23 protein-coding genes are annotated in these 23057 nt (G+C 64.8%); 6 read left to right on the top strand and 17 right to left on the bottom strand.

The features are described from left to right. Positions 1 to 68 precede the first annotated feature (68 nt). A complete protein-coding gene (locus tag AC5PZ0_RS22220) occupies positions 69 to 1247 on the top strand; it encodes an MFS transporter (protein ID WP_493855745.1) in 1179 nt (392 codons plus the stop codon). Between the two features lie 232 nt (positions 1248 to 1479). Then, positions 1480 to 4956: a hybrid sensor histidine kinase/response regulator gene (locus AC5PZ0_RS22215; protein ID WP_238215216.1), complete on the top strand. Its 3477-nt coding sequence runs from the start codon at positions 1480 to 1482 to the stop codon at positions 4954 to 4956. Here the strand turns inward: AC5PZ0_RS22215 and AC5PZ0_RS22210 are convergent. Both AC5PZ0_RS22210 and AC5PZ0_RS22205 read right to left on the bottom strand, forming a co-directional pair. Next, on the bottom strand, positions 4928 to 6301 hold the full coding sequence (locus tag AC5PZ0_RS22210) for a DNA recombination protein RmuC (RefSeq protein WP_172960404.1): 1374 nt from the start codon (positions 6299 to 6301) through the stop codon (positions 4928 to 4930). The genes AC5PZ0_RS22215 and AC5PZ0_RS22210 overlap by 29 nt on opposite strands. A 194-nt stretch (positions 6302 to 6495) precedes the next feature. Then, positions 6496 to 6915, bottom strand: coding sequence for a tetratricopeptide repeat protein (locus AC5PZ0_RS22205; protein ID WP_085272811.1), 420 nt, complete (start codon positions 6913 to 6915; stop codon positions 6496 to 6498). Between the two features lie 954 nt (positions 6916 to 7869). Between AC5PZ0_RS22205 and AC5PZ0_RS22200 the strand changes: the two genes are divergently transcribed. The 3 genes from AC5PZ0_RS22200 (at position 7870) to AC5PZ0_RS22190 (ending at position 10238) form a co-directional block, all read left to right on the top strand. Beyond that, complete coding sequence (locus AC5PZ0_RS22200) at positions 7870 to 8094, top strand: hypothetical protein (protein ID WP_027595881.1); 225 nt, start codon at positions 7870 to 7872, stop codon at positions 8092 to 8094. Positions 8095 to 8343: 249 nt separating this feature from the next. Further along, positions 8344 to 8826 carry a hypothetical protein gene (locus tag AC5PZ0_RS22195; RefSeq protein WP_027595880.1) on the top strand — a complete coding sequence of 161 codons (483 nt, stop codon included), beginning with the start codon at positions 8344 to 8346 and terminating at the stop codon, positions 8824 to 8826. 146 nt (positions 8827 to 8972) lie between these two features. Next, positions 8973 to 10238: an OmpP1/FadL family transporter gene (locus AC5PZ0_RS22190; RefSeq protein ID WP_493855744.1), complete on the top strand. Its 1266-nt coding sequence runs from the start codon at positions 8973 to 8975 to the stop codon at positions 10236 to 10238. Positions 10239 to 10280: 42 nt separating this feature from the next. Here the strand turns inward: AC5PZ0_RS22190 and AC5PZ0_RS22185 are convergent, their stop codons facing one another. Further along, positions 10281 to 11210: a LysR family transcriptional regulator gene (locus AC5PZ0_RS22185; protein ID WP_493855743.1), complete on the bottom strand. Its 930-nt coding sequence runs from the start codon at positions 11208 to 11210 to the stop codon at positions 10281 to 10283. Positions 11211 to 11325: 115 nt separating this feature from the next. Between AC5PZ0_RS22185 and AC5PZ0_RS22180 the strand changes: the two genes are divergently transcribed. Continuing rightward, positions 11326 to 11586, top strand: coding sequence for a DUF2798 domain-containing protein (locus AC5PZ0_RS22180; protein WP_027595877.1), 261 nt, complete (start codon positions 11326 to 11328; stop codon positions 11584 to 11586). 139 nt (positions 11587 to 11725) lie between these two features. Here AC5PZ0_RS22180 and AC5PZ0_RS22175 read toward each other — a convergent pair whose 3' ends face one another. The 14 genes from AC5PZ0_RS22175 to cobO all read right to left on the bottom strand — a co-directional run bounded on the left by AC5PZ0_RS22175 (position 11726) and on the right by cobO (position 22964). Continuing rightward, positions 11726 to 12277 (bottom strand): glutathione peroxidase, encoded by a 552-nt coding sequence (locus AC5PZ0_RS22175; RefSeq protein ID WP_493855742.1) that lies wholly within the window; start codon positions 12275 to 12277, stop codon positions 11726 to 11728. A gap of 46 nt (positions 12278 to 12323) precedes the next feature. Then, positions 12324 to 12446: a hypothetical protein gene (locus AC5PZ0_RS22170; RefSeq protein ID WP_258703717.1), complete on the bottom strand. Its 123-nt coding sequence runs from the start codon at positions 12444 to 12446 to the stop codon at positions 12324 to 12326. Continuing rightward, positions 12443 to 13645, bottom strand: a complete 1203-nt coding sequence (locus tag AC5PZ0_RS22165; protein WP_027595875.1) for an MFS transporter — start codon at positions 13643 to 13645, stop codon at positions 12443 to 12445. Before AC5PZ0_RS22165 ends, AC5PZ0_RS22170 begins: the two co-directional genes overlap by 4 nt. 63 nt (positions 13646 to 13708) lie before the next feature. Continuing rightward, complete coding sequence (locus tag AC5PZ0_RS22160; RefSeq protein ID WP_493855741.1) at positions 13709 to 14113, bottom strand: MarR family winged helix-turn-helix transcriptional regulator; 405 nt, start codon at positions 14111 to 14113, stop codon at positions 13709 to 13711. 85 nt (positions 14114 to 14198) lie between these two features. Then, a complete protein-coding gene (locus tag AC5PZ0_RS22155) occupies positions 14199 to 14933 on the bottom strand; it encodes an adenosylcobinamide-GDP ribazoletransferase (RefSeq protein WP_493855740.1) in 735 nt (244 codons plus the stop codon). Position 14934: 1 nt separating this feature from the next. Further along, positions 14935 to 15501, bottom strand: a complete 567-nt coding sequence (gene cobC / locus AC5PZ0_RS22150; protein ID WP_493855739.1) for an alpha-ribazole phosphatase family protein — start codon at positions 15499 to 15501, stop codon at positions 14935 to 14937. Next, positions 15498 to 16553, bottom strand: coding sequence for a nicotinate-nucleotide--dimethylbenzimidazole phosphoribosyltransferase (cobT, locus tag AC5PZ0_RS22145; RefSeq protein ID WP_493855738.1), 1056 nt, complete (start codon positions 16551 to 16553; stop codon positions 15498 to 15500). Before cobT ends, cobC begins: the two co-directional genes overlap by 4 nt. Then, complete coding sequence (cobU, locus tag AC5PZ0_RS22140; protein ID WP_265968581.1) at positions 16550 to 17071, bottom strand: bifunctional adenosylcobinamide kinase/adenosylcobinamide-phosphate guanylyltransferase; 522 nt, start codon at positions 17069 to 17071, stop codon at positions 16550 to 16552. The genes cobT and cobU overlap by 4 nt, the downstream gene beginning before the upstream one ends. A 1-nt stretch (position 17072) precedes the next feature. After that, positions 17073 to 18527, bottom strand: a complete 1455-nt coding sequence (locus AC5PZ0_RS22135) for a cobyric acid synthase (RefSeq protein WP_493855737.1) — start codon at positions 18525 to 18527, stop codon at positions 17073 to 17075. Beyond that, positions 18524 to 19516, bottom strand: a complete 993-nt coding sequence (gene cobD / locus AC5PZ0_RS22130) for a threonine-phosphate decarboxylase CobD (protein WP_027595868.1) — start codon at positions 19514 to 19516, stop codon at positions 18524 to 18526. The genes AC5PZ0_RS22135 and cobD overlap by 4 nt, the downstream gene beginning before the upstream one ends. Continuing rightward, entirely contained in the window at positions 19509 to 20417 is a 909-nt protein-coding gene (gene cbiB / locus AC5PZ0_RS22125) for an adenosylcobinamide-phosphate synthase CbiB (protein ID WP_027595867.1), read from the bottom strand. The genes cobD and cbiB overlap by 8 nt, the downstream gene beginning before the upstream one ends. After that, on the bottom strand, positions 20414 to 21064 hold the full coding sequence (gene bluB, locus AC5PZ0_RS22120) for a 5,6-dimethylbenzimidazole synthase (protein WP_493855736.1): 651 nt from the start codon (positions 21062 to 21064) through the stop codon (positions 20414 to 20416). Before bluB ends, cbiB begins: the two co-directional genes overlap by 4 nt. Next, a complete protein-coding gene (locus tag AC5PZ0_RS22115) occupies positions 21061 to 22356 on the bottom strand; it encodes a cobyrinic acid a,c-diamide synthase CobB (RefSeq protein ID WP_493855735.1) in 1296 nt (431 codons plus the stop codon). Before AC5PZ0_RS22115 ends, bluB begins: the two co-directional genes overlap by 4 nt. Then, positions 22353 to 22964 (bottom strand): cob(I)yrinic acid a,c-diamide adenosyltransferase, encoded by a 612-nt coding sequence (gene cobO / locus AC5PZ0_RS22110; RefSeq protein ID WP_027595864.1) that lies wholly within the window; start codon positions 22962 to 22964, stop codon positions 22353 to 22355. The genes AC5PZ0_RS22115 and cobO overlap by 4 nt, the downstream gene beginning before the upstream one ends. Between the last annotated feature and the right edge of the window lie 93 nt (positions 22965 to 23057).

Raw genomic sequence — 23057 nt, 5'->3', positions numbered from 1 at the left:
AAACGCGCGAGACAAACCCTCACTGCCCACCTATCCTTGGCCTCTTGCCCAGTGACAAGGACGTGGCAATGCTCGCCGCCCTCAAGCGCTACCCACCCGCCGTACGCCTGCTGCTCACCACCACCTTCACCCTGACCCTGGCGCGCGCCCTGACGCTGCCTTACCTGGTGGTGTACCTGGCTGATAACTTCCAGCTGCCGGTCAGCCAGATCGGCCTGCTGATCGGCGGCGCGTTGATCATCGCCTCACTGCTCAGCCTGTACGGCGGCCACCTGGTGGACACCGTGCGCAACCATACCTTGGTGATCGCCAGCACCTTGGTGTTTGCCCTGGCCTTCATCGGCGCCATCGCCAGCCGCTCGGCCGCGCTGTTCTTCCTGTGCCTGGTACTGATCAACCTCGCCCTGGCGGTGGTCGACATCGCGGCCAAGGCCGGCTTTTGTGCGCTGCTGCCAGTGGACGAACGGGCCGAGGTGTTCGCCATCAAATACACCTTGAGCAACGTCGGCTATGCCGCAGGCCCCTTGCTGGGCGTCGCGATGCTGGAACTGGACGACCACCTGCCCTTCATCGCCTCCGCCTTGATCGGCCTGGGGATGGGCCTGGCCTACCAGCGCTTGGGGGACCGCAGCCTGCAGGGCGATGCCCCGGCGCAATCGGCTGTAGGGTTCGCGCAAGTGGCGCTGGGCTTGGCGCGTGACCGGCGGCTGGTGTGCTTCACCTTGGGCGGGGTGCTCAGCGCGGTAGTGTTCGGCCAGTTCACGGCCTATTTGTCGCAGTACCTGGTGGTGACCACCACCCCAAGCGAGGCGGCGCGGCTGGTCGGCTACCTGGTGACCACCAACGCCATCACGGTGATTGCCCTGCAATACCTGATCGGCCGGCGTATCAGCCGCCAGCGCCTGATGCCTTGGCTGCTGGCCGGGATGGGCCTGTTCATCGCCGGGCTGCTGGGGTTTTCATGGGCAAGCACGGTGCCGATGTGGTGCCTGGCGATGCTGGTGTTCACCCTGGGGGAAATCATCGTGATACCCGCCGAGTACATGTTCATCGACCTGATCGCCCCAGAGCACCTGCGCGGGGTGTATTACGGTGCACAGAACCTGTCCAACCTGGGCGCGGCGCTGGGGCCGGTGATGGTCGGGTTTGCCCTCGGGCACTGGTGGCCGGGGGCGATCTTCTACCTGCTGGTGTTGTCGGTGATACTGGCGGGGGTGTTTTACTGGCGGGGTACCCGCAGGTATTGATGTTGCCGGTACCGGCCTCTTCGCGGGTAAACCCGCTCCCACAGGTACTGCGCAGCGCTCAAGCCGGTGGTGTTCCTGTGGGAGCGGGTTTACCCGCGAAGAGGCCAGTACAGGTGTAGGCCGACCCCTGCGACGACTCGCCACTGCGACCATCGTCGGCGCTGACGAACCTGCGCCTGCGTGCCAGACTGATTGATCGGGACCGCGTTACCTTTTTTGCTCCGGAGTTTTCATGTCGTTGTCCAGTGGGCTGATCGCCGTGGTCGCCCTGGCCTATATGGCCATCATGTTCGCCATCGCCTTTTACGGCGACCGACGCAGCACACCGTTGCCGCCGAAGCTGCGTGCCTGGGTGTACAGCCTGTCGCTGGCCGTCTACTGCACCAGCTGGACCTTCTTCGGTGCCGTCGGCCAGGCTGCCGAACAGCTCTGGGCGTTCCTACCGATTTACCTGGGCCCGGTACTGCTGCTGATCTTCGCACCTTGGGTGCTGCAGAAGATGGTGCTGATCAGCAAGCAGCAGAACATCACCTCGATCGCCGACTTCATCGCCGCACGCTACGGCAAATCGCAGACCCTGGCCGTGGTAGTGGCGCTGATCTGCCTGGTCGGCGTGCTGCCCTACATCGCCTTGCAGCTCAAAGGCATCGTGCTGGGCGTCAACCTGCTGATCGGCGCCAACGCCGACGCCACCGGCACCCGCGTGCAGGACACCGCACTGGTGGTGTCGCTGGTGCTGGCACTGTTCGCCATCGTCTTCGGCACGCGCAGCCTGGACGTGACCGAGCACCACCGCGGCATGGTCCTGGCGATTGCCTTCGAGTCGTTGATCAAGCTGTTGGCGTTCCTGGCCGTGGGCATCTTCGTGGTGTTCAACCTGTACGACGGCTTTGACGACCTGTTCAGCCAGGCGCGCCAGTCGATCCAGCTGGAAAGCTACTGGCAGGAGACCATCAACTGGCCATCGATGGTGGTGCAAACCGCGGTGGCCATGATGGCGATCATCTGCCTGCCACGGCAGTTCCATGTCACCGTGGTGGAGAACATCGAACCGCAGGACATGCGCCTGGCCCGCTGGGTGTTCCCGATGTACCTGGTGCTGGCTGCGCTGTTCGTGGTGCCAATCGCCCTGGCCGGGCAGATGCTGCTGCCGGGCACGGTGATGTCCGACTCGTTCGTCATCAGCCTGCCCCTGGCCGAAGCCCACCCGAGCCTGGCCCTGCTGGCCTTCATCGGTGGCGCCTCGGCGGCCACTGGCATGGTCATCGTCGAAGCCGTGGCGCTGTCGACCATGGTCTCCAACGACATGCTGCTGCCCTGGCTGCTGCGCCGCAACAATGCCGAGCGCCCGTTCGAAGCGTTCCGCCACTGGATGCTCTCGGTACGCCGGGTGACCATCGTGGTGATCCTGCTGCTGGCCTATGTCAGCTATCGCCTGCTCGGTTCGACCGCGAGCCTGGCGACCATCGGGCAGATCGCCTTCGCCGCCGTGACCCAGCTCACCCCGGCCATGCTCGGCGCGCTGTACTGGAAGCAAGCCAACCGGCGCGGCGTGTTCGCCGGCCTCGCCGCCGGCATCTTCCTGTGGTTCTACACCCTGGTGCTGCCGATTGCCGCCCATAGCGTGGGTTGGTCGCTTGAGCTGTTCCCGGGCCTGGCGTGGCTGCATGGCAACCCGCTGAACCTGCCGATCAGCCCACTGACCCAAGGCGTGGTGCTGTCGCTGGCGGGTAACTTCACCTTGTTTGCCTGGGTGTCGGTGCTGTCGCGCACGCGAGTGTCAGAGCACTGGCAGGCTGGCCGCTTCATCGGCCAGCAGACCAGCGCCCGCCCTAGCAGCAAACCGCTGCTGGCGGTGCAGATCGATGACCTGCTGACCCTGGCCTCGCGCTTCGTCGGCGAAGAACGTGCGCGGCAGAGCTTCATCCGCTTCGCCTACCGCCAGGGCAAAGGCTTCAACCCCAACCAGAACGCCGACGGTGACTGGATCGAGCACACCGAGCGCTTGCTTGCCGGGGTGCTCGGCACCTCGTCGACCCGAGCCGTGGTCAAGGCCGCCATCGAAGGCCGCGACATGCAGCTTGAAGACGTGGTGCGCATCGCCGACGAAGCCAGCGAAGTGCTGCAGTTCAACCGCGCGCTGCTGCAAGGGGCTATCGAGAACATCAACCAGGGCATCAGCGTGGTCGACCAGAACCTGCACCTGGTGGCCTGGAACCGCCGCTACCTGGAGCTGTTCAACTACCCCGACGGGCTGATCAGCGTTGGCCGGCCGATTGCCGACATCATCCGCTACAACGCCGAGCGCGGCCTGTGCGGCCCGGGCGAGGCGCAGGTTCACGTGGCGCGGCGCCTGCACTGGATGCGCCAAGGCCGCGCGCATTCCTCCGAGCGGCTGTTCCCCAACGGCCGGGTCATCGAGCTGATCGGCAACCCGATGCCCGGTGGCGGCTTTGTCATGAGCTTCACCGACATCACCCCGTTCCGCGAAGCCGAACAGGCGCTGCGCGATGCCAACGAGGGCCTGGAGCAGCGGGTGGCGGAGCGTACCCATGAGCTGTCGCAGCTCAACCAGGCATTGTCCGAAGCCAAGAGCCAGGCCGAGGCAGTGAGCAAGTCCAAGACTCGCTTCCTGGCCGCAGTCAGCCACGACCTGATGCAACCGCTGAACGCCGCGCGGCTGTTCTCCGCCGCCCTGTCGCAACAGGCCGAGGGCATGAACGAGGAGGCCCAGCAACTGGTGCAGCACATGGACAGCTCGCTGCGCTCGGCCGAAGAACTGATCAGCGACCTGCTGGACATCTCACGCCTGGAGAACAACAAGATCACCCCGGACGCCAAGCCATTCGCCCTCAACGAGCTGTTCGACACCCTGGGCGCCGAGTTCAAGGTACTGGCTGCCGAGAAAGGGCTGGAGTTCCGCCTGCGCGGCAGCCGCCTGCGGGTCGACAGCGACATGAAGTTGCTGCGCCGCGTGCTGCAGAACTTCCTGACCAACGCCCTGCGCTATGGCAAAAGCCCGATTCTGCTGGGTGCCCGCCGGCAGGGCGAACGCCTGTGGCTGGAAGTGTGGGACCGCGGCCCGGGGATCGCCGACAACAAGCTGCAAGAGATTTTCCAGGAATTCAAACGCCTGGACAGCCACCAGACCCGTGCCGAAAAAGGCCTGGGCCTGGGCCTGGCCATTGCTGACGGCCTGTGCCGGGTACTGGGCCATAGCCTGGAAGTGCGCTCATGGCCCGGCAAGGGCACGGTGTTCCGCGTCAGCGTCCCGATCGCCCGCCAGGCGGCGCCCGCGCCCAGCGCGCCGGTGGAGCAGACGGGCCAACCGCTGGCCGGGCTGCAGGTGCTGTGCATCGACAATGAAGACAGCATCCTGATTGGCATGAACAGCCTGCTCAGCCGTTGGGGCTGCCAGGTCTGGACCGCCCGCAACCGCGCCGAATGCGAGGCCTTGCTGGCCAACGGTATGCGCCCACACTTGGCGCTGGTGGACTACCACCTGGACGACGGCGAAACCGGCACCGAGCTGATGGGCTGGCTACGCGCCCGGCTGGGCGAGCCGGTGCCTGGGGTGGTGATCAGCGCCGACGGCAGCAAAGAGACCATCGCCCTGGTGCATGCCTCAGGCCTGGACTACCTGGCCAAGCCGGTCAAGCCGGCAGCCTTGCGCGCCCTGCTCAATCGGCATCTGAGCCTGGTTCAGTAACCGCTTCGTCCGGCAGGGCTTCATCGGACAGCGCCCGCTCCAGCAAGTCTGCCGGCAGGCTCTTGCTGGCACGGGCACCCAAGAGCTTGAGCTGCTCGCTGCGGCTGACCAGGTTGCCACGCCCTTCGCACAGTTTGTTGCGCGCCGCGGCGTAGGCCTTGTCCACCTGCTGCAAGCGGTTGCCTAGCTCGTCCAGGTCCTGGATGAACAGCACGAACTTGTCATACAGCCAGCCGGCGCGCTCGGCGATCTCGCGGGCGTTCTGGCCTTGGCGTTCCTGCTTCCACAAGCTGTCGATCACCCGCAGGGTGGCCAGCAGTGTGGTCGGGCTGACAATCACGATGTGCCGGTCGAAGGCTTCCTGGAACAGGTTGGGCTCGGCCTGCAAGGCCGCCGAAAAAGCGGCCTCGATGGGCACGAAAAGCAGGACAAAATCCAGGCTGTGCAGGCCTTCGAGGCGGTTGTAGTCCTTGCTCGACAGGCCTTTGACGTGGCTGCGCAACGACTGCACATGCTGCTTGAGCGCAGCCTCGTCATTGCTGCCAACAAACTGCTGGTAAGCCGTGAGGCTGACCTTGGCGTCGACCACGACCTGCTTGTCGCCGGGCAACATGATCAGTACATCGGGCTGGAAACGCTCGCCATCGGCGCTCTTCAGGCTGACCTGGGTCTGGTATTCGCGACCCTTCTCCAGGCCCGCGTGCTCCAGTACCCGCTCCAGGATCATCTCGCCCCAGTTGCCTTGGGTTTTCTGGCCCTTGAGCGCCTGGGTGAGGTTGGTAGCTTCGTCGGACAGGCGCTGGTTGAGCTGCTGCAAGCGCTCCAGTTCCTTGCCCAGGGAGAAACGCTCGCGTGACTCCTGCTGGTAGCTTTCCTCGACGCGCTTCTCAAAGGCCTGGATGCGGTCCTTGAGCGGGTCGAGCAGTTGGCCCAGGTGCTGCTGGCTGGTCTGGGCAAAGCGTTGCTCGCGCTCGTCGAAGATTTTCGTGGCCAGGTCGGAGAACTGGGCGCGCAGGGTGTCGCGGGCCTCTTGCAGGTCTTCCAGGCGTTGTTGGTGGTTTTCCTGCTGCTCGCGCAGCTCCGCCTCCAGGCGTGCGCCTTGGGCTTCCAGACGGCGCAACTCGGCTTCACGGTTGGCGCGTTCGAGGCTCCAGGCGTGGGCGGCATCGCGGGCATTGTCGCGGTCGATCTGCAGCAACTCCAGCTCACGACCCTGGGCTGCCAGCTGGGCTTGCTTGACGGTGTTGGCTTCGCTGAGGTCGCTGACTTCGTCGCGGCTGGCGTCCAGTTGCGCCTGCAACCCGGCCAGGGACAACTGGGCAGCGTTAAGGCGCTCTTCGAGCAGGGCTTGTTCACCCTGTCGGGCGCCCTGGCGACGCTGCACCTGCATGACCCACACCAGGCAGGGCAACGCACCTGCCACCAAGCCCAGCAGAATGCTGGCCAGATCCACTGTCATGGTTACCCCGATCGAACATGATGAATGCTGCGCAGCTTATCAGCCTGGGAACTGGCCTTGCGCCTTTTCACGCGTCACCATCAACCGGAAAACCACTGCCCCAGCAGCCGCCGCGCTTCCTGCGAGCCCTGCGCAGCGGCCAGCTCCAGCCAGTAGCGGGCCTGGTCCGGCTCGCTGGCCTGGCACAGCCGGGCATATTCCAGCTGTGCGCGGCGATCACCGGCGCGGGCAGCCTGGCGCAGCAGCGCGTGGCCGATACGCCGGTCCCGGGCATTGCCGCAATCACGGCACAGCATCTGCCCCAGCCGGCTCTGGGCCACCACCACGCCCTGGCGCGCTGGCTGTTTCAGCAAGCGGCCTGCCAAGTGCTTGACCTGAGGCTTGTCACCCAGGCGCGGGCTGTCGAGCAACCACAGGGCCACTTTCAGGGAGAAGCGTTTGGGTGGAGGCACTGACGAGGCGTCAGCAGGGTTGGCGAGGTGTTTACCGCGAAACTTCATGAGCAACAGGCAAGGTGACTCGAAAGGCGCGCCACTCTACTCCATTTTTCCTGGCATGGCCTGTCGATTTCTGGAGGATTGAAAAAAAATTTCGATGATCTTTTCTTGACGTTTTCGAGTGGATGACCAACCGGTCTAGCGGCGCCCGAAGATTGTCCGACAGTTCCTTGGGTTGCTGGCACACCCGTCCTAGAGCAAGCGCTTTGGACAATCCACAGTTCCTGTGGATAACTCGGTGGACAACCCCCTTCGGTGGCCCTTAAACCCCCGTAAAATGGGGCCTCCAGTCAAACTGACGATTTTTTCACCAGCTAAAATTAGTGTTTTTTTTCATTGACTTAACTCACCAGTCAAGGCATTGGCGACGCTGTAGAGGGCTGTTGCGGGTGTGTTACAGCGTGCGCGCCAAATGTGAACAACTGCCCCTCACGCCTTCATTTGGGTGCACAAAAACAGCACATCCTCGGTAATGACAGCCCTTTGCCCCCCTTCCCAGCCCGCGAAAGAAGCGCCATACTGCTCGGCTAGCCTGGGCAGGTGCACAAACACTTGCCAAAGCATTTTATCTGCGGTAAGGTGCGCCTCGTTAGTACCAAGCTGAAAGTCAATTCTGGCCAGAAGCGTCCTTGCAACGCTGCTCTCCCAAAAGCAGGCATTGCTGAAACCAGGACCGGCCACACTCGATGATTCCCTCGCCAGCCAAACGCTGCCCAGCAAGAATCACCTTGCAGATTGATCAGGATTCCACCCCGACGGCCTAGAACCTTGGCCCCGGCGTGCTGCCTGCCCTCTTAAGTACCTACCAGTCAGCCCAAGCGCCCACATTTGATTGCGCTCTCTCTGGCTGCTTTGTTCCAGTCAGGTTCGTTTCGTCCCTTAATAAAGGCGTCACTGGAACGTTTCTATCATGCACGGATCATACCCTCCGTGTTTAAAGCAGGAACCTCCAATAATATGCAAACTCATCCACACATTCAGGCTGCCATTGGCACCCTTTCCCAGGCCTTCTCGCCGTTGAAGTGCCTTATCGTTGCCCCTCGCAAGGGCAGCTTCAGCTTTACCCTGGTGGACGAACACGGCGTCGCCTGCCACACCGAACGCCTGTACCCTGAACAGTACAGCCGCAAGGAACCCCTGCAGGCAGTGATCGCCCGGACCCGTCAGTCGCTCACCGCGTGAGCGGCGAATACGGCGGCATTCAGGCGCTGAATCATTGCCCAGGTAGCCTGCCTGATCGTTCTTGGCGTAATTGCCCCATGGCATATAGCCTCGAACGTCAGGCAGCAATCGATTTAAAAACAGCTCTTTACACCACGATTATCACACTACACTTCAACTCGAGCGGTGCTAACCGCTTCCGGCGGGCCTGATCATTCACCAGCTGCCAAGCTCCAGCGCCCGTCCGGCCCTTACTTGCTCGAGGGCATCATGGGTATCGCGGCGAATGAATTGTGTCTGTATGTGATCCGACCCACCCTGGTCTACCTGGACCGCCACTGCCCTAGCGCTGAAGCATTGCTACTGGGCATCGCAGCCAGCCAGTCAGCCCTCGGCTCAGCCTTGCACGACCGGCGTGGCCACGGCCTCTACCGCATCGGCGAAACCCGTCACCAGGCGCTCTGGGACGAGTATCTCGCCCGCGACCCTGACCTCGCCAGCCTGGTCCGCGGCCTGGCCAGCCAACACGCCTTTCTTGGCGGCCCCCACCTGGAACTCACGGTAAACCTTCGCTATTCCACTGCCATCGCCTGGATGCTGGTCGAGGCGCAAGCCACGCCCCTGCCTGCTGCTGACGACTTGCTGGGCCTGGCGCGAATCTGGCGCCAGGTTTTCCACCCTCAGGGTCGCCTGCGCGACTTCACCCACGCCTGGCATACCTGCATAGATCAGAGATTGCCTCAGGCATCTTAGGAAACGCCCTACAGCTTTACCGGAAAAAATGGAATTTTGGTCGGATTGTCCTACAAAACCGCTCTATCTCCTGTGATTGAGGCTATAGCGCGGCGGGCAATTTGTTGGTAGCTTTTCGCCCCGGAGATCCCAAGGAGTTTCTAATAATGAAAAAAGTAATGCTCAAAACCTCCCTCGGCGTAGCCGTTGCGTTTGCTTCCAGCCAACTGCTCGCCAGCGGCTTTGCCCTGAACGAACAGAGCATCAGCAGCATGGGGACAGGTTTCGCGGGACGTTCTTCTTCTGCCGAAGATGCCAGCACCGTGTTTGGCAACCCAGCCGGCATGTCCCGCCTCAAGCGCGAACAGATCACCGTGGGCGGCGCCGCCGTCATCGCCAAGTCCGATATCTCGGGCCCTGGCAGCAACCTCGGGGGGGAAACCGATGGTGACATGGTGCCTCTGGTTGGTGTACCGATGGGCTACTACGTCAAGCCGATCGATGATCACTGGAGCGTCGGTTTCGGCGTCTACGTGCCCTTCGGCCTGGTGACCGACTACGGCAGCGACGATGCTGCTCGCTACTGGGGCAAAAAGAGCCACGTCGAGGTGGTGACCTTCCAGCCAACCGTCAGCTACGCCTTCAACGACAAGGTTTCGATCGGTTTCGGTCCAACCATCAACCGCATCAAGGGTGAGCTGGGCTCGAGCCTGATCAACCCATTCAGCCCTGGCCGCAACGACGGCGAAGTGAAGATCAAGGGCGATGACACCGCCGTGGGCTACAACATCGGTATCCTGGTACAGGCCACCGACAGCACCCGCGTCGGCCTGACCTACCACTCGATGGTCGACTACAAGCTCGAAGGCAAGACCCGCGTCAGCACCCCGCTGATCGGGCCGTTCAACGGCAACAAGTTCGATGCCACCCTGAAGATCAAGACGCCTGAGTCTGTCGATCTTTCGGTCACCCACGAACTCGACGACCAGTGGACCCTGTACGCAGGCAGCACCTGGACCCGTTGGAGCCGCCTGGAAGACATCACCGTGCAGAACGATGTGCCAGCACCGCTGGCAGGTTCGGCGTTCCAGACCATCACCGAAGAGCAGAACTGGCACGACACCTGGGCACACGCCATCGGCGCGTCGTACAAGGTCAACAAGGAGTGGGTACTGCGTACCGGCTTCACCGTCGACCAGTCGCCAACCAACAACCACGACCGTTCACCGCGCATCCCGACTGGCGATCGCAAGGTGTTCAGCCTGGGTGCCGGTTGGAGCCCAAGCGAAGACATGACCATCGACGTGGCGTATTCCTACCTGTGGGAAGAGGACACCAAGGTCAACCAGGTCAGCGCGACCAAAGGCAGCTACCAGGCCAAGTACGAAAACAGCGCTCACGGCGTCGGTGCATCCCTCACCTACCGCTTCTGAGTCGCACCCGCAGTATGGAAAACCGCCCTCGTGGCGGTTTTTTCATGCCTGGATCTTCCAGCTGTCACCCAGGCATTCATGCAGGTAGTCCATGAATGCGCGCACCTTCGCGGTCATGGCAAAACGATCGGCCAGGCACAGGTAGATATCCATCGGCTCGGTTTGGGCATAGGCCTGGCCGTTGTCGCGGTATTCGAACACAGGCACCAGCGCGCCGGACGCCAGGTACGGCCGCACGATGAACTCAGCCAGCCGCGTGATGCCGCCATCGTGCAGGGCCATCTGCGTCAGGGCGTCGATATCGTCACTGATCAGCACAGTGCCGAAATCCGCTTCAAAACGCAGCCCGTCGCGCATGAAGCCCCACCGCAGGAAGCGGCCGTCGACCGGGTAGCGGAACACCAGGCAGCGGTGCTCGCGCAACGCCTCGGGCGTGGCAGGCACGCCGGCGCTTGCGAGGTAACCGGGAGAGGCGCAGCAGATGAATGGAATACGGGCAATGTGCCTCGCCAGCAGGTGGTCTTCCAGCTGCGGGGCGATGCGCAGGCTGACATCGACGTCCTCGCGTGCATGGTTGACCCGTCGATCAGTCGTTACCAACTCTATCGAAAGCTGGGGATAACGGGCACTGAATGCCGGGATCAAGGGCGCCAGCACATGGCGACCGAAAGCCGAGGTCGAGGCAATGCACAGGCGGCCCTGGGGCTCGCTGTCGGGGGTTGTGACGGCCAGTTCGGCCTGGGCAAGGTCTCGGTCCACCTGCCTGACCCGCTCGTAGTAGAGCGTGCCGGCGGGGGTCAAAGCCATGCTGCGCGTGGTGCGGGTGAGCAAGCGCACCTGCAGATGCGCTTCGAGGCGTGCGAGGTTCTGGCTCACCGCCGCCGGGCTGAGCCCCAGGCTGCGCGCCCCGGCAGCGATGCTGCCGGCCTCGACCACCTTGATGAAGCTGCGGATGGCATTGAGCAAGTCCATGTCGAGCCCTTGGGATTCGTAAGAATCTCTTTATAAAGAACTCAATGACGATGGTCTACAGCCCTGCCACCGACGATTGCTAACCTGCGCCTCCACTCAACTTTCTGGAGTTCGCATGAGCAACCTGTCCCCTACGCGCAGCCGGCGCAAACTGCGCCCCAGTGCCACACCGTACGTGTTCGCCTTCTACATGTCGTCGATCATGGCGTTATTGATGTGCTTCGTGATCACGGCGGCCAACGCCGGGGTGAACCCGCAGTATCTGAGCAACGTATTGAAGGCCTACCAACTGGCCATGCCGGTGGCGTTCCTCTGCGTGCTGATGGTCAGGCCGGTGGTGCTACGGCTGGTGGCGATTACCGTTCACCCCCATTAAACGCCCCCCTCATTGAATCACCGCACCCTTTTGTAGGAGCAGCCTTGTGCTGCGAAGAGGCCGGTATAGGCAACTGACATAGTCGCTACCTGCACCGGCCACTTCGCAGCACAAGGCTGCTCCTACAAAAAAAGCGGCACTATGGCTGCGATGCGATGGCATTCTCGATCGCTGCCCTGAAGGCCAGGTCGTCCGGCTTGGTCAGGCTAGAGAAGCTGCCAATCACCTTGCCCTTGCGGTCCACCACGTATTTGTAGAAATTCCACTTCGGCGCATTGCTCTGGCTCGCCAGCTCGCTGAACAGCGGGATCGCATCCTTGCCACGCACCGGCTGGGCCTTGGTCATGGTGAAGGTCACCCCGTAATTGGCGTAGCAGACCTTGGCAATCTTCTCGCTGTCGGCGTCTTCCTGCTTGAAGTCATTAGAAGGCACACCGAGCATCTCCAAGCCCTGCTCGTGGTACTCCTTGTACGTCGCCTCAAGCCCCTCGAACTGCGGCGCAAACCCGCAATAGCTGGCCGTGTTGACCACCACCAGCGGCTTGCCGGCAAAGCGCTGGCACAGATCAACCTGCCCGTTGCCACGCAGTTCGGGCAGGCTGCCCTGCAACACGGCCGGGCAATCCGCAGCCCAGCTCGACGTGGCGGCAAGCAGGGCCAGCACAGGCACCGTCAACCAATGTGCACGCATCGTTCGTTTCTCCCGCAAGACAATCCTTGAACTTGCAGGGTAGCGCTTAACAAACCCCCATGCCCAGTTGCATCAACGCCAACCCACCCTGGTGCCACCCCCACCACACCAGCGCCAGTAGCACGATCGCGGCAACGGCGAGCAACCCTTGGGCCAGGTAGCGCTTCATGCGGCCTGGGCCTGCAGGCGGGCGACCGGGCGTTCACGTACCGGCCAGTTGAGGGCGGCGGCCAGCAGGCTGAGCAGGATCGAAATCTGCCAGACCAAGTCGTAGTTGCCCGTGCGGTCGTAGACCACCCCGCCCAACCAGCCGCCCAGGAAGGCGCCCAACTGGTGGAAGAGGAACACGATGCCGCCCAGCATCGACAGGTTGCGCACACCAAACAGTGTCGCCACTGTGCCGTTGGTCAACGGGACGGTAGAGAGCCACAGCAGGCCCATGGCGATGCCGAACAGGTAGGCGCTGAATTGGGTCACAGGCGCCCAGAGGAACAGCACGATCACGACTGCGCGAAGCAGATAAAGCCCTGTGAGCAGGCGCGGCTTGGACATGCGCCCGCCCAGCCAGCCGGCGGTGAAGGTGCCGACGATGTTGAACAGGCCCACCAGTGCCAACACCGTGGTGCCCGTGGTCGCAGCCAGGTGTTGGTCGACCAGGTAGGCCGGCAGGTGCACGCCGATGAACACCACCTGGAACCCGCAGACGAAAAAGCCCAGCGCCAGCAGCCAGAACCCGGTATGCGAGCAGGCTTCACGCAGGGCCTGGCCCAAGGTCTGTTCGGCGCCATGGCTGGGCAGCGGGCGGTCACGCAACAGGCCGACGAGGGGTACGATGAGTGCCACCATCAGGCCCAGGACCAGCAACGCGGCGGACCAGCCCAGCCACTCGATCAAGCCAAGGGTGCCGGGCAGCATGGCGAACTGGCCGAATGAACCGGCCGCACTGGCGATACCCATCGCCATGCTGCGTTTGTCCGCCGGCACGGCGCGCCCAACCACACCCAGGATGACCGAGAACGAGGTGCCGGAAAGGCCGATGCCAATCAGCAGGCCAGCGCTCAACGACAGCGACCAGGCAGAGTCGGCCATCCCCATGAACATCAACCCGGCGGCGTAGAGAATGCCACCGATGATCACCACCCGCGCCGCGCCCACGCGGTCAGCCAAGGCGCCGGCGAACGGTTGTGCCAGCCCCCAGATGAGGTTCTGCAAAGCGATGGCGAAAGCAAACACACCTCGCCCCCAGCCAAAGTCGGCGCTCATCGGCGCCAGGAACAGGCCAAAGCCGTGTCGCACACCCAAGGACAGCGCCAGTATCAACGCTGCCCCCACAAGCACCCACCCGCTGGTTCGCCACACCGAAGTCATTGTCGTTATCTCCAGCACATCGCAAGGTTTTGCGGGTATATACCCGCTTATAGTCGCATCAGCTCAAGCCAGTTGTTCCAGCAAGCGCACCAATTCATCACGCTGCCCTATGCCCAAGCGCTCCACCAGCAACCCCTGGGCCTGCTCCCAGGCCGGGTAAGCCGCTTTCAGCAGCGCCTTACCGGCTTCGGTCAGCAGCACCACGCGGTTGCGTTGGTCGTCGCCGTCAGCCAAGGCCACCAGGCCATCGGTTTCGAGCACCCGCAGGTTGCGCCCCAAAGTGCTGCGTTCGAGGCCCATGGCCTCGGCCAAGGTGGTGATGCTCGGGCGGTCAAGCCGCTGCAAGTGCCGTAACAGGGAAAACTGGGCGACATTGATGCCGAAGCCGGCAAGGGCCTCGTCATAATGCCGGCTCACCCCGCGGGCGGCACGACGCAGATGGGTACAGATGCATTCACTGGTCAGCATGGATACGTGTATATACCCGCGTCATGGGTGTTGCAAGAAGTTTCCTCAGGATGGACTGCGGCGTGGGAGATCGCGCGCAGGTGATTCATAGGCCCAGCGCCAACCCCAGCACCACGGTCAGCTCCAGCAACTCAAGCATCGCCCCGGCGGTGTCACCGGTCGTGCCGCCCAGGCGCCGACACATGAGGCGCCGCAACCAGGCGAACACAGCCACGGCTGCAACCAGCACCCAGATCGCGCCCCAACCGCCCACTGCAAGGCACAGGGCTGCACTGGCGAGCAATACCCACCCGGCAGCTGCGCGCGGCAGATGTTCGGCCAGCGCCTGCCCCAGGCCACCGGGGCGTACGTAAGGCGTACAGAGGAACAGGCCCAGCATCGCCGCACGCCCCACCACCGGTGCCAGCAGCAGCTCAAGCCCTGCCCCACGCTCGACCAGTACCCACAACGCACAGAACTTCAGCAACAGCACCAGCACCAAGGTCACCACGGCGATCGGCCCGCTGCGCGGATCTTTCATGATCCGCAGCGTGCGCTCTCGGTCACCGAAGCCACCCAGCCAGGCATCGGCGCTGTCGGCCAACCCGTCCAAGTGCAGGGCGCCGCTGAGCAACACCCACAGCGCCAGCAGCAACGCCGCGTGCAAAGGCGCGGGCGTGCCGTGCAGCAGAAGGCTGGCCAGCCACAGCAGCAGCCCGAACAGCAGCCCGACCAGCGGGTAGAACAGCAGCGAACGCCCGAGTTCACGCGGCGCCGGCATGCCCGGCAAGCTCACCGGCAAGCTGCTGAGAAACTGCAGGGCAATCCAGAACGGCAGCATGTCAGTGCGCCTCGCCCAATTGACCGTCGTCACGCAGCACCAGGCGCACCAATGCGCCGTGGGCAACTTCCACCTGCAGCAACTGCTCCCTGGGCAGGCCACGTGCACGGGCCAGCAACAGGCGCATCACCCCGCCGTGGGTGACCAGCAGCACGCGCCTGCCGGAATGCTGCTGGCTCAAGCACTCGACGCCCGCCAGTACCCGTTCGGCAAACGCACTGACCGGTTCGCCATTGGGCGGGGTATAGCCATAAGGGTCGGCCCAGAAGCGCCCCAGCGCATCGGCCTGGTCTTCCATGATCTGCGCCGCGCTGCGGCCTTCCCAGTCACCGAAATGCAGCTCCTGCAAAGCGGCCTCACGCTGTACCGGCAGGTGCAGGCGTGCTCCCAGCTCATCGGCAAAACGCGCACAGCGCTGCAGCGGCGAGCTGACCAGCACCTGCCACGGGCCCGCTTCGGCGACCGCGCTGCGCATCTGCGCCCAGCCCTTTTCAGTCAGGGCATCATCAAGGCTGCCACGCAGGCCGCCCTGCTCCGTTTCGCCGTGGCGCAACAGGTCGAGGATCATGCCGGGCGGTCCGCCACGGCCGCTTCGGCAAACGTCGCCATCTGCCCGTGCAGCGCGCAGGCCAGGCGCAACAAGGGGACCGCCAGGGCGGCACCGCTGCCCTCGCCCAGGCGCAGGCCCAGCGCCAGCAACGGCTCGGCCTGCAACGCTTCGAGCAAGGCCTTATGCCCTGGCTCCGCGCCCTGGTGGGCAAACAGCAGCCATGCCCGGCATTGCGGGTTGAGGCGTACCGCCACCAGCGCAGCAACGCTGCAGATAAAGCCGTCCACCAGCACCGCGACACCCTCTTGCGCGCAGGCGATGTAAGCGCCCACCAAGGCGGCGATCTCGAAACCGCCGACACAGGCCAGCGCCTGCAGCGGGTCGTCAGCACGCAGGCCATGCAGGATCAGCGCACGCTCGATGACTTCGGCTTTGTGCCGCACACCGGCGTTGTCCAGGCCAGTGCCTGGGCCGCTCAATTCACGCGCTGGGCAGCCCAGCAAGTTACTGGCCAGGGCGGCGGCAGCGGTCGTGTTGCCGATGCCCATTTCGCCACCGATGAACAACTGCGCGCCCTGTTCGGCGGCCCGCAACGCGCTGTCGCGGCCGGCCTGCAAGGCGGACTGCAACTGGGCCTCGGTCATCGCTGGCTGGCGGGCGAAGTTGGCGGTGCCGGCGCCCAGGTGCAGATGCCGCACACCGGGCAGCGCCAGGCTGGGGTCGATGGTGCCGAGGTCGACCACTTCCAGGCTGGCTTGCAGCTGGCGCGCCAACACGCTGATCGCCGCGCCGCCGCCAACGAAGTTGCGCAGCATTTGCCCGGTCACGGCTTGCGGGTAGGCCGAAATGCCCTCCTCTACCACACCGTGGTCACCGGCGAAAATCGTGATCGCCAGTTGGTCCACCGCTGGCCGCTCACGGCCTTGCAGGCCCGCCAGGTGCACGGCCAGGCCTTCCAGCTGGCCGAGCGAACCGGCAGGTTTGGTCAGCTGTTGCTGACGGGCGCGGGCTTGGTCCATGGCGGCGTTGTCGAGGGGTTGGCAGGCATCACGCCACCAGGCTTGAGTCATAGTGCAGGTCCTTTGAGCATAAGGGGCAGGCCAGCCACGGTCAGCACCACGCGCTGACAGCGTTCAGCAACGGCCTGGTGTAGCCAGCCGGCCTGGTCGACATAACGCCGGGTCAGTTCACCCATGGGCACCACGCCCAGGCCGGTTTCGTTGCTGACCAAGACAACCGTGCCGGGCAACTGCGCCAGGCAGTCGAGCAGCGCATCACGCTCCTCGGCCAGGCGCTGGTCGTTGTCGAGCATCAGCAGGTTGGTCAGCCACAGGGTCAGGCAATCCACCAACAGGCAGCGCCCTTCGGCCGCTTCGCGGCGCAGCACCGCCGCCAGTGCCAGGGGTTCTTCGATCAACCCCCAGTCAGCGGGCCGGCGTTGGCGATGCATGCGCACGCGTTCGTTCATTTCACCGTCCAGCGGCTCGCTGGTGGCGATGTAGGTGACCGGCAGGCCGCTGTCGCTGGCCAGCTGTTCGGCCAGGCGGCTCTTGCCGGAACGGGCGCCGCCGAGGATCAGGTTGAGCATTTCAGGCGACTCCACACAGCGTGCGCAGGTGCGCGGTGTCCAGGTGTTTTTCCACCAGGTCCGCCAGGCGCTCGATATCACGCTCGCGCAGGGCCTGGTAGTCGATAGTCTCTGCATCGGCCAGCCCCGCCCAGCGCAGCAACGCGGCGCACGACTGGCTGCCTTCGAACAGGCCATGCAGGTAGGTGGCGAGGACCTGCCCATCGGCGCTGATGGCGCCGTCACAGCGGCCATCGTCCAGCTGCACGGCGGGGCGCTCCAAGGCCGGGCCCTGAGTAACGCCGGCATGGATCTCGTAGCCCGAAACCGGCGCGTTTTCCAGGGTCACGGCACCGGCAACGTTGCGCAGTTGCTTGTCGGCCTCCAGTACCGTGGCGTAGTCCAGCAGGCCCAGCCCAGGGCTGGAGCCCGCCGGCCCTTCCAGGCCCAGCGGGTCGTGCACCTGAGCCCCGAGCATCTGCAGGCCGCCGCAGATGCCGATGAGCTTGCCGCCATAGCGCAAGTGGCGGGCAATGGCGGTATCCCAGCCCCGCTCGCGCAGTTGCGCCAGGTCGCCCCGCACGCTTTTCGAGCCAGGCAGGATGATCAGGTCGGCAGGCGGTATCGGCTGGCCGGGCCCGATGAACTGCAAATCCACTTGCGGATGCAGGCGCAGCGGGTCGAAGTCGGTGTGGTTGCTGATGCGCGGCAGCACCGGCACGATCACCTTCAGTACGCGCTCCCCTTTGGCCACCTGGCGCACGTCGATGCCGTCCTCGGCCTCCAGGTGCAGGTCGGTGACATACGGCAACACGCCCAGCACCGGCTTGCCGGTACGCGCTTCAAGCCAGTCCAGCCCAGGCTGCAGCAAGGCGATGTCACCGCGGAAGCGGTTGATGACGAAGCCTTTGACCCGCGCCTGCTCACTCGGCGACAGCAGCTCCAGCGTGCCCACCAGATGAGCGAATACCCCACCGCGGTTGATGTCGGCCACCAGGATCACCGGGCAGTCGACCGCTTCGGCAAAGCCCATGTTGGCGATGTCGCCGGCACGCAGGTTGATCTCTGCCGGCGAGCCCGCACCTTCGACCATCACCACCGGGTACGCGGCGCTCAGGCGCTGGTGCGACGCCAGCACCGCTTGCATGGCGATGGCCTTGTAGTCGTGATAAGCCACTGCATTCATGCTGGTGACCGCCCGACCGTGGATGATCACCTGGGCGCCAGTGTCGCTGTTGGGCTTGAGCAGCACCGGGTTCATGTCGGTATGCGGCGCCAGCCGGCAAGCCTGGGCCTGCACGGCCTGGGCCCGGCCGATTTCGCCACCGTCGGCGGTCACTGCGCTGTTCAGCGCCATGTTCTGCGGCTTGAACGGCACCACGCCGACACCCTGGCGCAACAGCCAGCGGCACAGCGCGGTCACCAGCGTGCTTTTGCCGGCATCGGAGGTGGTGCCTTGCACCATGAGCGTGGTCATGCCGTTTCCTTTTGATAGTCGGTCAGGGCCTGGGCCAGGCGCTGTTCGTCCGCCGCACTGGCAGGCAAGCCCAAGCGCACGGCGGCAGGCTGCTCGAACAGGCGCACCAGGATGCCGCGCCGGGCAAGAAAGTCATGCAAGTGCGCGGCACGCTCGCTGCGCACGTACTGGAACAGGTCGCAGCCGCCGCTCGGCGCCAGCCCGGTGCTGTGCAACAGCGCAGCGAGGCGCTGGCTGCTGGCGGCGCAGCGCTCGATCTGCACCCGGTGGGCAATGTGGTCGGCAAAGCAGGCTTGTGCCAGCACCCGCGTTGGGCCGCTGACAGTCCAAGGGCCGAGCAACTCAGCCAGCCGCTGCAGCACGCTGGGCTGCGCCGCAACAACCCCCAAACGCACACCGGCCAGGCCAAAGAACTTGCCGAACGAGCGCAGCACGATCAGGCCAGGCCGTTCGGCGCAGTCGACCACGCTGTGGGCGGGGGTGTTGTCCATGAACGCCTCGTCGACCACCAGCCAGCCCCCACGCGCCGCCAGTCGCCCATGCCAGTCGAGCAGGCGCTCCCGGCTGACTTGGCGGCCGGTCGGGTTGTTGGGGTTGACCAGCACCAGCACATCGAGGCTGTCGAGCGCGCCTTCCACCTGGGCTTCATCCAGTTCGAGCAATGTGTGCCCTGCCCGCTGCCAGGCATACGGGTGCTCGGCATAGCATGGGGTCAACACACCGACCCGGCCCGCCGGGCGCAGCAATGGCAAGGCCTGGATCGCGGCCTGCGAGCCAGCCACCGCCAACAGCTGGCGGGTGCCGTAATACTGCCGAGCGGCTTCTTCCAGGCCGTCTTCGGTCTCTGGCAGACGCGCCCAGGCGTCGAGTGGAATCGGCGGGATCGGGTAAGGCCAAGGGGCAATGCCGCTGGACAGGTCGAGCCAATGTTCGCGCGCGATCCCGTAGTGACGCACCGCACGCAGCAGACGACCACCGTGTTCAAGCATTCCAGTAAGCTCCCAGGCAAATCAGCAGTACCCACAGCCACACACCCCGCTGCACCAGGCTCCAGCCACGCTCGATAGCATCGGCATCGGCCATGGGCCCTTCGCCCAGGCGCGGCCGCTCGTGCAGCTCACCGTGATACACCGCCGGGCCGCCCAGCTCGACCCCCAGCGCGCCAGCACCTGCCGCCATCACGGGGCCGGCGTTGGGGCTGTCCCACAGGGGCCCTTGGTTGCGCCAGCAGGCCAGGGCCAGGCGGGTTTTGCCGAGCAGCGCGTAGGTCAGCGCCACCAGCCTTGCGGGAATATAGTTGAGCACATCGTCGATGCGTGCCGCGCACCAGCCAAACCGCTCGAAGCGTTCGTTGCGATAGCCCCACATGGCATCCAGGGTATTGCTCAAGCGGTACAACACCACGCCAGGCGCGCCCGCCACCACGAACCAGAACAGTGCGGCGAACACCGCATCGCTGCCGTTTTCCAGCACCGATTCGGTCGCTGCCCTGGCCACGGCGGGCTCGTCCAGCTCGCGGGTTTCGCGGCTGACCAGATAGCCCACCCGCCGCCGCGCCTCTTCAAGGTCACCCTGGCGCAATGCGTTCGCCACCGGCAGCACGTGCTCGCCAAGGCTACGCAGCCCCAACGCGCAGTACAGCGCCAGCACGTCGACCAGCCAGCCGATGTACGGCAGCCAGGACAGGATCAGTGCAACCAGGGTCAGCGGCACCACCGCGAGGAACCAGGCGCTCACGCCGTGGCTGCGCCAACCGCGCCCTCCGGCATTCAGGCGACGCTCCAGGTTGGCGGCCATGTTGCCGAACGCCACCAGTGGATGACGCCGCTGCGGCTCGCCCAGCAAGGCATCCAGGGCCACCCCGGCCACGGTCAGCAAGGCAACGCTCATGGCTGCTCTCCCCATTGGTTGTGATACAGCAGGTCACTCAAAGGGCGTTCTTCTGCCCAGTTTTCCAGCACCAGCATCGGGGCTGGGTAAAATTCGGTCACAGGCCCCAGGCACAGCACCGCCACCGGTTTGGCCCCCGCCGGCATGCCCAGCAGTTCGGCCAATGCCACGGGGTCGAACAGCGATACCCAGCCCATCCCCAGGCCCTCGGCACGCGCCGCCAGCCACAGGTTCTGGATGGCGCAGGCCAGCGAGGCGAGGTCCATTTCCGGCAAGGTGCGGCGGCCAAAGATGTGCGGTTCGCGCTGGTCCATCAACGCGGCCACCAGCAGTTCGGCGCAATCGTTGATGCCTTCGACCTTGAGCTCCATGAACGCATCGGCGCGTTCGCCCAGTGCATCGGCAGTGCGTAGCCGCTCTTCTTCGACCAACGCCTGGATGCGCGCGCGCAGGTCGCGCTGGGTGATGCGGATGAAACGCCAGGGCTGCATCAGCCCGACGCTCGGTGCCTGATGCGCCGCAGCCAACAGGCGGGCGAGCAGCGCCGGGGCCACCTCGCCACCGGCAAAATGGCGCATGTCGCGGCGTTCGCCGATGGCCCGGTACAGCGCGGCGCGTTCGGCGTCGCTGAAAGCGTGTTCGCTCATGGTCGCAACAGCGCCGCCGCCGCGTCCGGGTTGGAGGGGAAGTAGAAGTGCACGTAGGAAGCCGTCAGGCGGCCCAGGCGATACACCGCCTCGTTGCCACGCCCGCCGTTGGGGCTTAGCCCCCGGGCGATCGGCGCCAGCTCGGTGCTGGTGAGCGAGTGATGGTAGGTGTGGCCACGCAGGGTGCCTTCGGGCAGTTCCACTGCCTGCAAGGCCAATGCGGCCAGGCGCTTCTGCATGGTCGCCTCGCCCGTCAGCAAGCCGAGCAGTTCGGCACGCTCGCCCGCTACGTCGGTCAGTGCGTCGAGCAGGTAGAGCATGCCGCCACACTCGGCCAGCAACGGCTTGCCCTGGGCATGATGGTCACGGATCGCCGCGCACATCGGCGCATTGGCCGCCAGTGCGTGGTGGTGCAGTTCCGGGTAGCCGCCCGGCAAGTACAGGCTGTCCACATCGGGCAGTTCGCGGTCGTGCAGCGGCGAGAAGAACACCAGCTGCGCGCCGAGGTTGCGCAGCTGGTCGATATTGGCACCATAAAGGAAGGCGAACGCCTCGTCCCGCGCCACGCCAATGCGCACACCGGCCAATGAAGCGGCGGCCGGCTGCGGTTCCGGCTCGGCAAACGCCACGGGCGGTGGTAAAGCGGCATCGCAACTGGCGCCCAGCGCTTCGGCCGCAGCATCCAGGCGGGCATCCAGGTCGTTCAGCTCGCTGGCTTGGACCAAGCCCAGGTGGCGGCTGGGCAGTTCGATACCGCGCTCACGCGACAGGCCGCCGTACCAGCGCAGCCCTTCGGTCAGGCTGCCTTCTAGCAGCTGCGCATGGCGCAAGCTGCCGACCCGGTTGGCCAGCACGCCGGCGAATGGCAGGTCGGCCTGGTAACGCGCCAGCCCCAGGGCCAGGGCGCCAAAGGTCTGGGCCATGGCCGTGCCGTCGATCACCGCCAGCACCGGCACGCCGAAATGGCGCGCCAGGTCGGCGCTCGACGGGGTGCCGTCGAACAGGCCCATGACCCCTTCGATCAAGATCAGGTCGGCCTCAGCCGCTGCTTCCCATAGCAGGCGACGGCTTTCCTGCGCGCCGATCATCCACAGGTCGAGCTGGTAGACCGGTGCGCCGCTGGCACGCTCCAGGATCATCGGGTCGAGAAAATCAGGCCCACACTTGAACACCCGGACCTTACGCCCGAGGTTACGGTGCAGCCGGGCCAAGGCTGCGGTCACAGTGGTCTTGCCCTGGCCGGAAGCCGGCGCCGCGATCAACACGGCCGGGCAATGTCGCAGTTCACTCACAGTTCAACGCCCTTCTGCGCACGGATACCCGCCTGGAAGGCGTGCTTGAGCATGCCCATCTCGGTGACGGTATCGGCCAGTTCGATCATTTCAGGCTTGGCCGCGCGGCCGGTAACGATCACGTGCTGCATCGGCGGGCGGGCTTGGATGTCGGAGAGCACCTGATCGAGGTCGAGGTAGCCATGCTTGAGCGCGATGTTCAGTTCATCGAGCACCACGAACTGTACGGTCGGGTCTTGCAGCAGCTGGCGCGACACGGCCCAGGCGGCTTCGGCGGCGGCGATGTCGCGCTGGCGGTCCTGGGTCTCCCAGGTGAAGCCCTCGCCCATCACGTGGTAGCGCACCTGCTCCGGGAAGCGCCGGAAAAACAGCTCTTCGCCGGTGCTGTTGCGGCCTTTGATGAACTGCACCACGCCGCACTGCATGCCATGGCCCAGGGCGCGGGCGAGCATGCCGAAGGCCGAGCTGCTCTTGCCCTTGCCGTTGCCGGTCAGCACCAGCAACAGGCCGCATTCATTAGGGGAATTGGCGATGCGCTCGTCGATGACCGCCTTTTTGCGCTGCATGCGCGCCAGGTGGCGTTCGTCGCGTTCGGTGGGTTCGCTCATCAGGGTTCTCCGCAGGCTGACGCCACGCGAGAAGCGGCGACAGGTCGATAGGCAGGCAGACGGAGAACGCGCAGGAGCCGTGGCTGGACGCCA

The organism is Pseudomonas sp. 5.2 (assembly GCF_059025405.1).
The sequence above is the reverse complement of the archived record's forward strand: the minus strand, read 5'-3'. Positions and strand labels throughout refer to the sequence as shown.

What these genes read in the sequence shown, in the direction of transcription:
- AC5PZ0_RS22175 (WP_493855742.1), bottom strand. Translation starts at nt 12,277, where the DNA reads ATGCGTGCACATTGGTTGACGGTGCCTGTGCTGGCCCTGCTTGCCGCC.
- AC5PZ0_RS22220 (WP_493855745.1), top strand. Translation starts at nt 69, where the DNA reads ATGCTCGCCGCCCTCAAGCGCTACCCACCCGCCGTACGCCTGCTGCTC.
- AC5PZ0_RS22155 (WP_493855740.1), bottom strand. Translation starts at nt 14,933, where the DNA reads ATGCTGCCGTTCTGGATTGCCCTGCAGTTTCTCAGCAGCTTGCCGGTG.
- cobC (WP_493855739.1), bottom strand. Translation starts at nt 15,501, where the DNA reads ATGATCCTCGACCTGTTGCGCCACGGCGAAACGGAGCAGGGCGGCCTG.
- AC5PZ0_RS22180 (WP_027595877.1), top strand. Translation starts at nt 11,326, where the DNA reads ATGAGCAACCTGTCCCCTACGCGCAGCCGGCGCAAACTGCGCCCCAGT.
- cobT (WP_493855738.1), bottom strand. Translation starts at nt 16,553, where the DNA reads ATGACTCAAGCCTGGTGGCGTGATGCCTGCCAACCCCTCGACAACGCC.
- AC5PZ0_RS22190 (WP_493855744.1), top strand. Translation starts at nt 8,973, where the DNA reads ATGAAAAAAGTAATGCTCAAAACCTCCCTCGGCGTAGCCGTTGCGTTT.
- AC5PZ0_RS22195 (WP_027595880.1), top strand. Translation starts at nt 8,344, where the DNA reads ATGGGTATCGCGGCGAATGAATTGTGTCTGTATGTGATCCGACCCACC.
- AC5PZ0_RS22170 (WP_258703717.1), bottom strand. Translation starts at nt 12,446, where the DNA reads ATGAAGCGCTACCTGGCCCAAGGGTTGCTCGCCGTTGCCGCGATCGTG.
- cbiB (WP_027595867.1), bottom strand. Translation starts at nt 20,417, where the DNA reads ATGAGCGTTGCCTTGCTGACCGTGGCCGGGGTGGCCCTGGATGCCTTG.
- AC5PZ0_RS22215 (WP_238215216.1), top strand. Translation starts at nt 1,480, where the DNA reads ATGTCGTTGTCCAGTGGGCTGATCGCCGTGGTCGCCCTGGCCTATATG.
- AC5PZ0_RS22160 (WP_493855741.1), bottom strand. Translation starts at nt 14,113, where the DNA reads ATGCTGACCAGTGAATGCATCTGTACCCATCTGCGTCGTGCCGCCCGC.
- AC5PZ0_RS22135 (WP_493855737.1), bottom strand. Translation starts at nt 18,527, where the DNA reads ATGACCACGCTCATGGTGCAAGGCACCACCTCCGATGCCGGCAAAAGC.
- AC5PZ0_RS22200 (WP_027595881.1), top strand. Translation starts at nt 7,870, where the DNA reads ATGCAAACTCATCCACACATTCAGGCTGCCATTGGCACCCTTTCCCAG.
- AC5PZ0_RS22165 (WP_027595875.1), bottom strand. Translation starts at nt 13,645, where the DNA reads ATGACTTCGGTGTGGCGAACCAGCGGGTGGGTGCTTGTGGGGGCAGCG.
- bluB (WP_493855736.1), bottom strand. Translation starts at nt 21,064, where the DNA reads ATGAGCGAACACGCTTTCAGCGACGCCGAACGCGCCGCGCTGTACCGG.
- cobU (WP_265968581.1), bottom strand. Translation starts at nt 17,071, where the DNA reads ATGCTCAACCTGATCCTCGGCGGCGCCCGTTCCGGCAAGAGCCGCCTG.
- AC5PZ0_RS22185 (WP_493855743.1), bottom strand. Translation starts at nt 11,210, where the DNA reads ATGGACTTGCTCAATGCCATCCGCAGCTTCATCAAGGTGGTCGAGGCC.
- cobD (WP_027595868.1), bottom strand. Translation starts at nt 19,516, where the DNA reads ATGCTTGAACACGGTGGTCGTCTGCTGCGTGCGGTGCGTCACTACGGG.
- AC5PZ0_RS22205 (WP_085272811.1), bottom strand. Translation starts at nt 6,915, where the DNA reads ATGAAGTTTCGCGGTAAACACCTCGCCAACCCTGCTGACGCCTCGTCA.
- cobO (WP_027595864.1), bottom strand. Translation starts at nt 22,964, where the DNA reads ATGAGCGAACCCACCGAACGCGACGAACGCCACCTGGCGCGCATGCAG.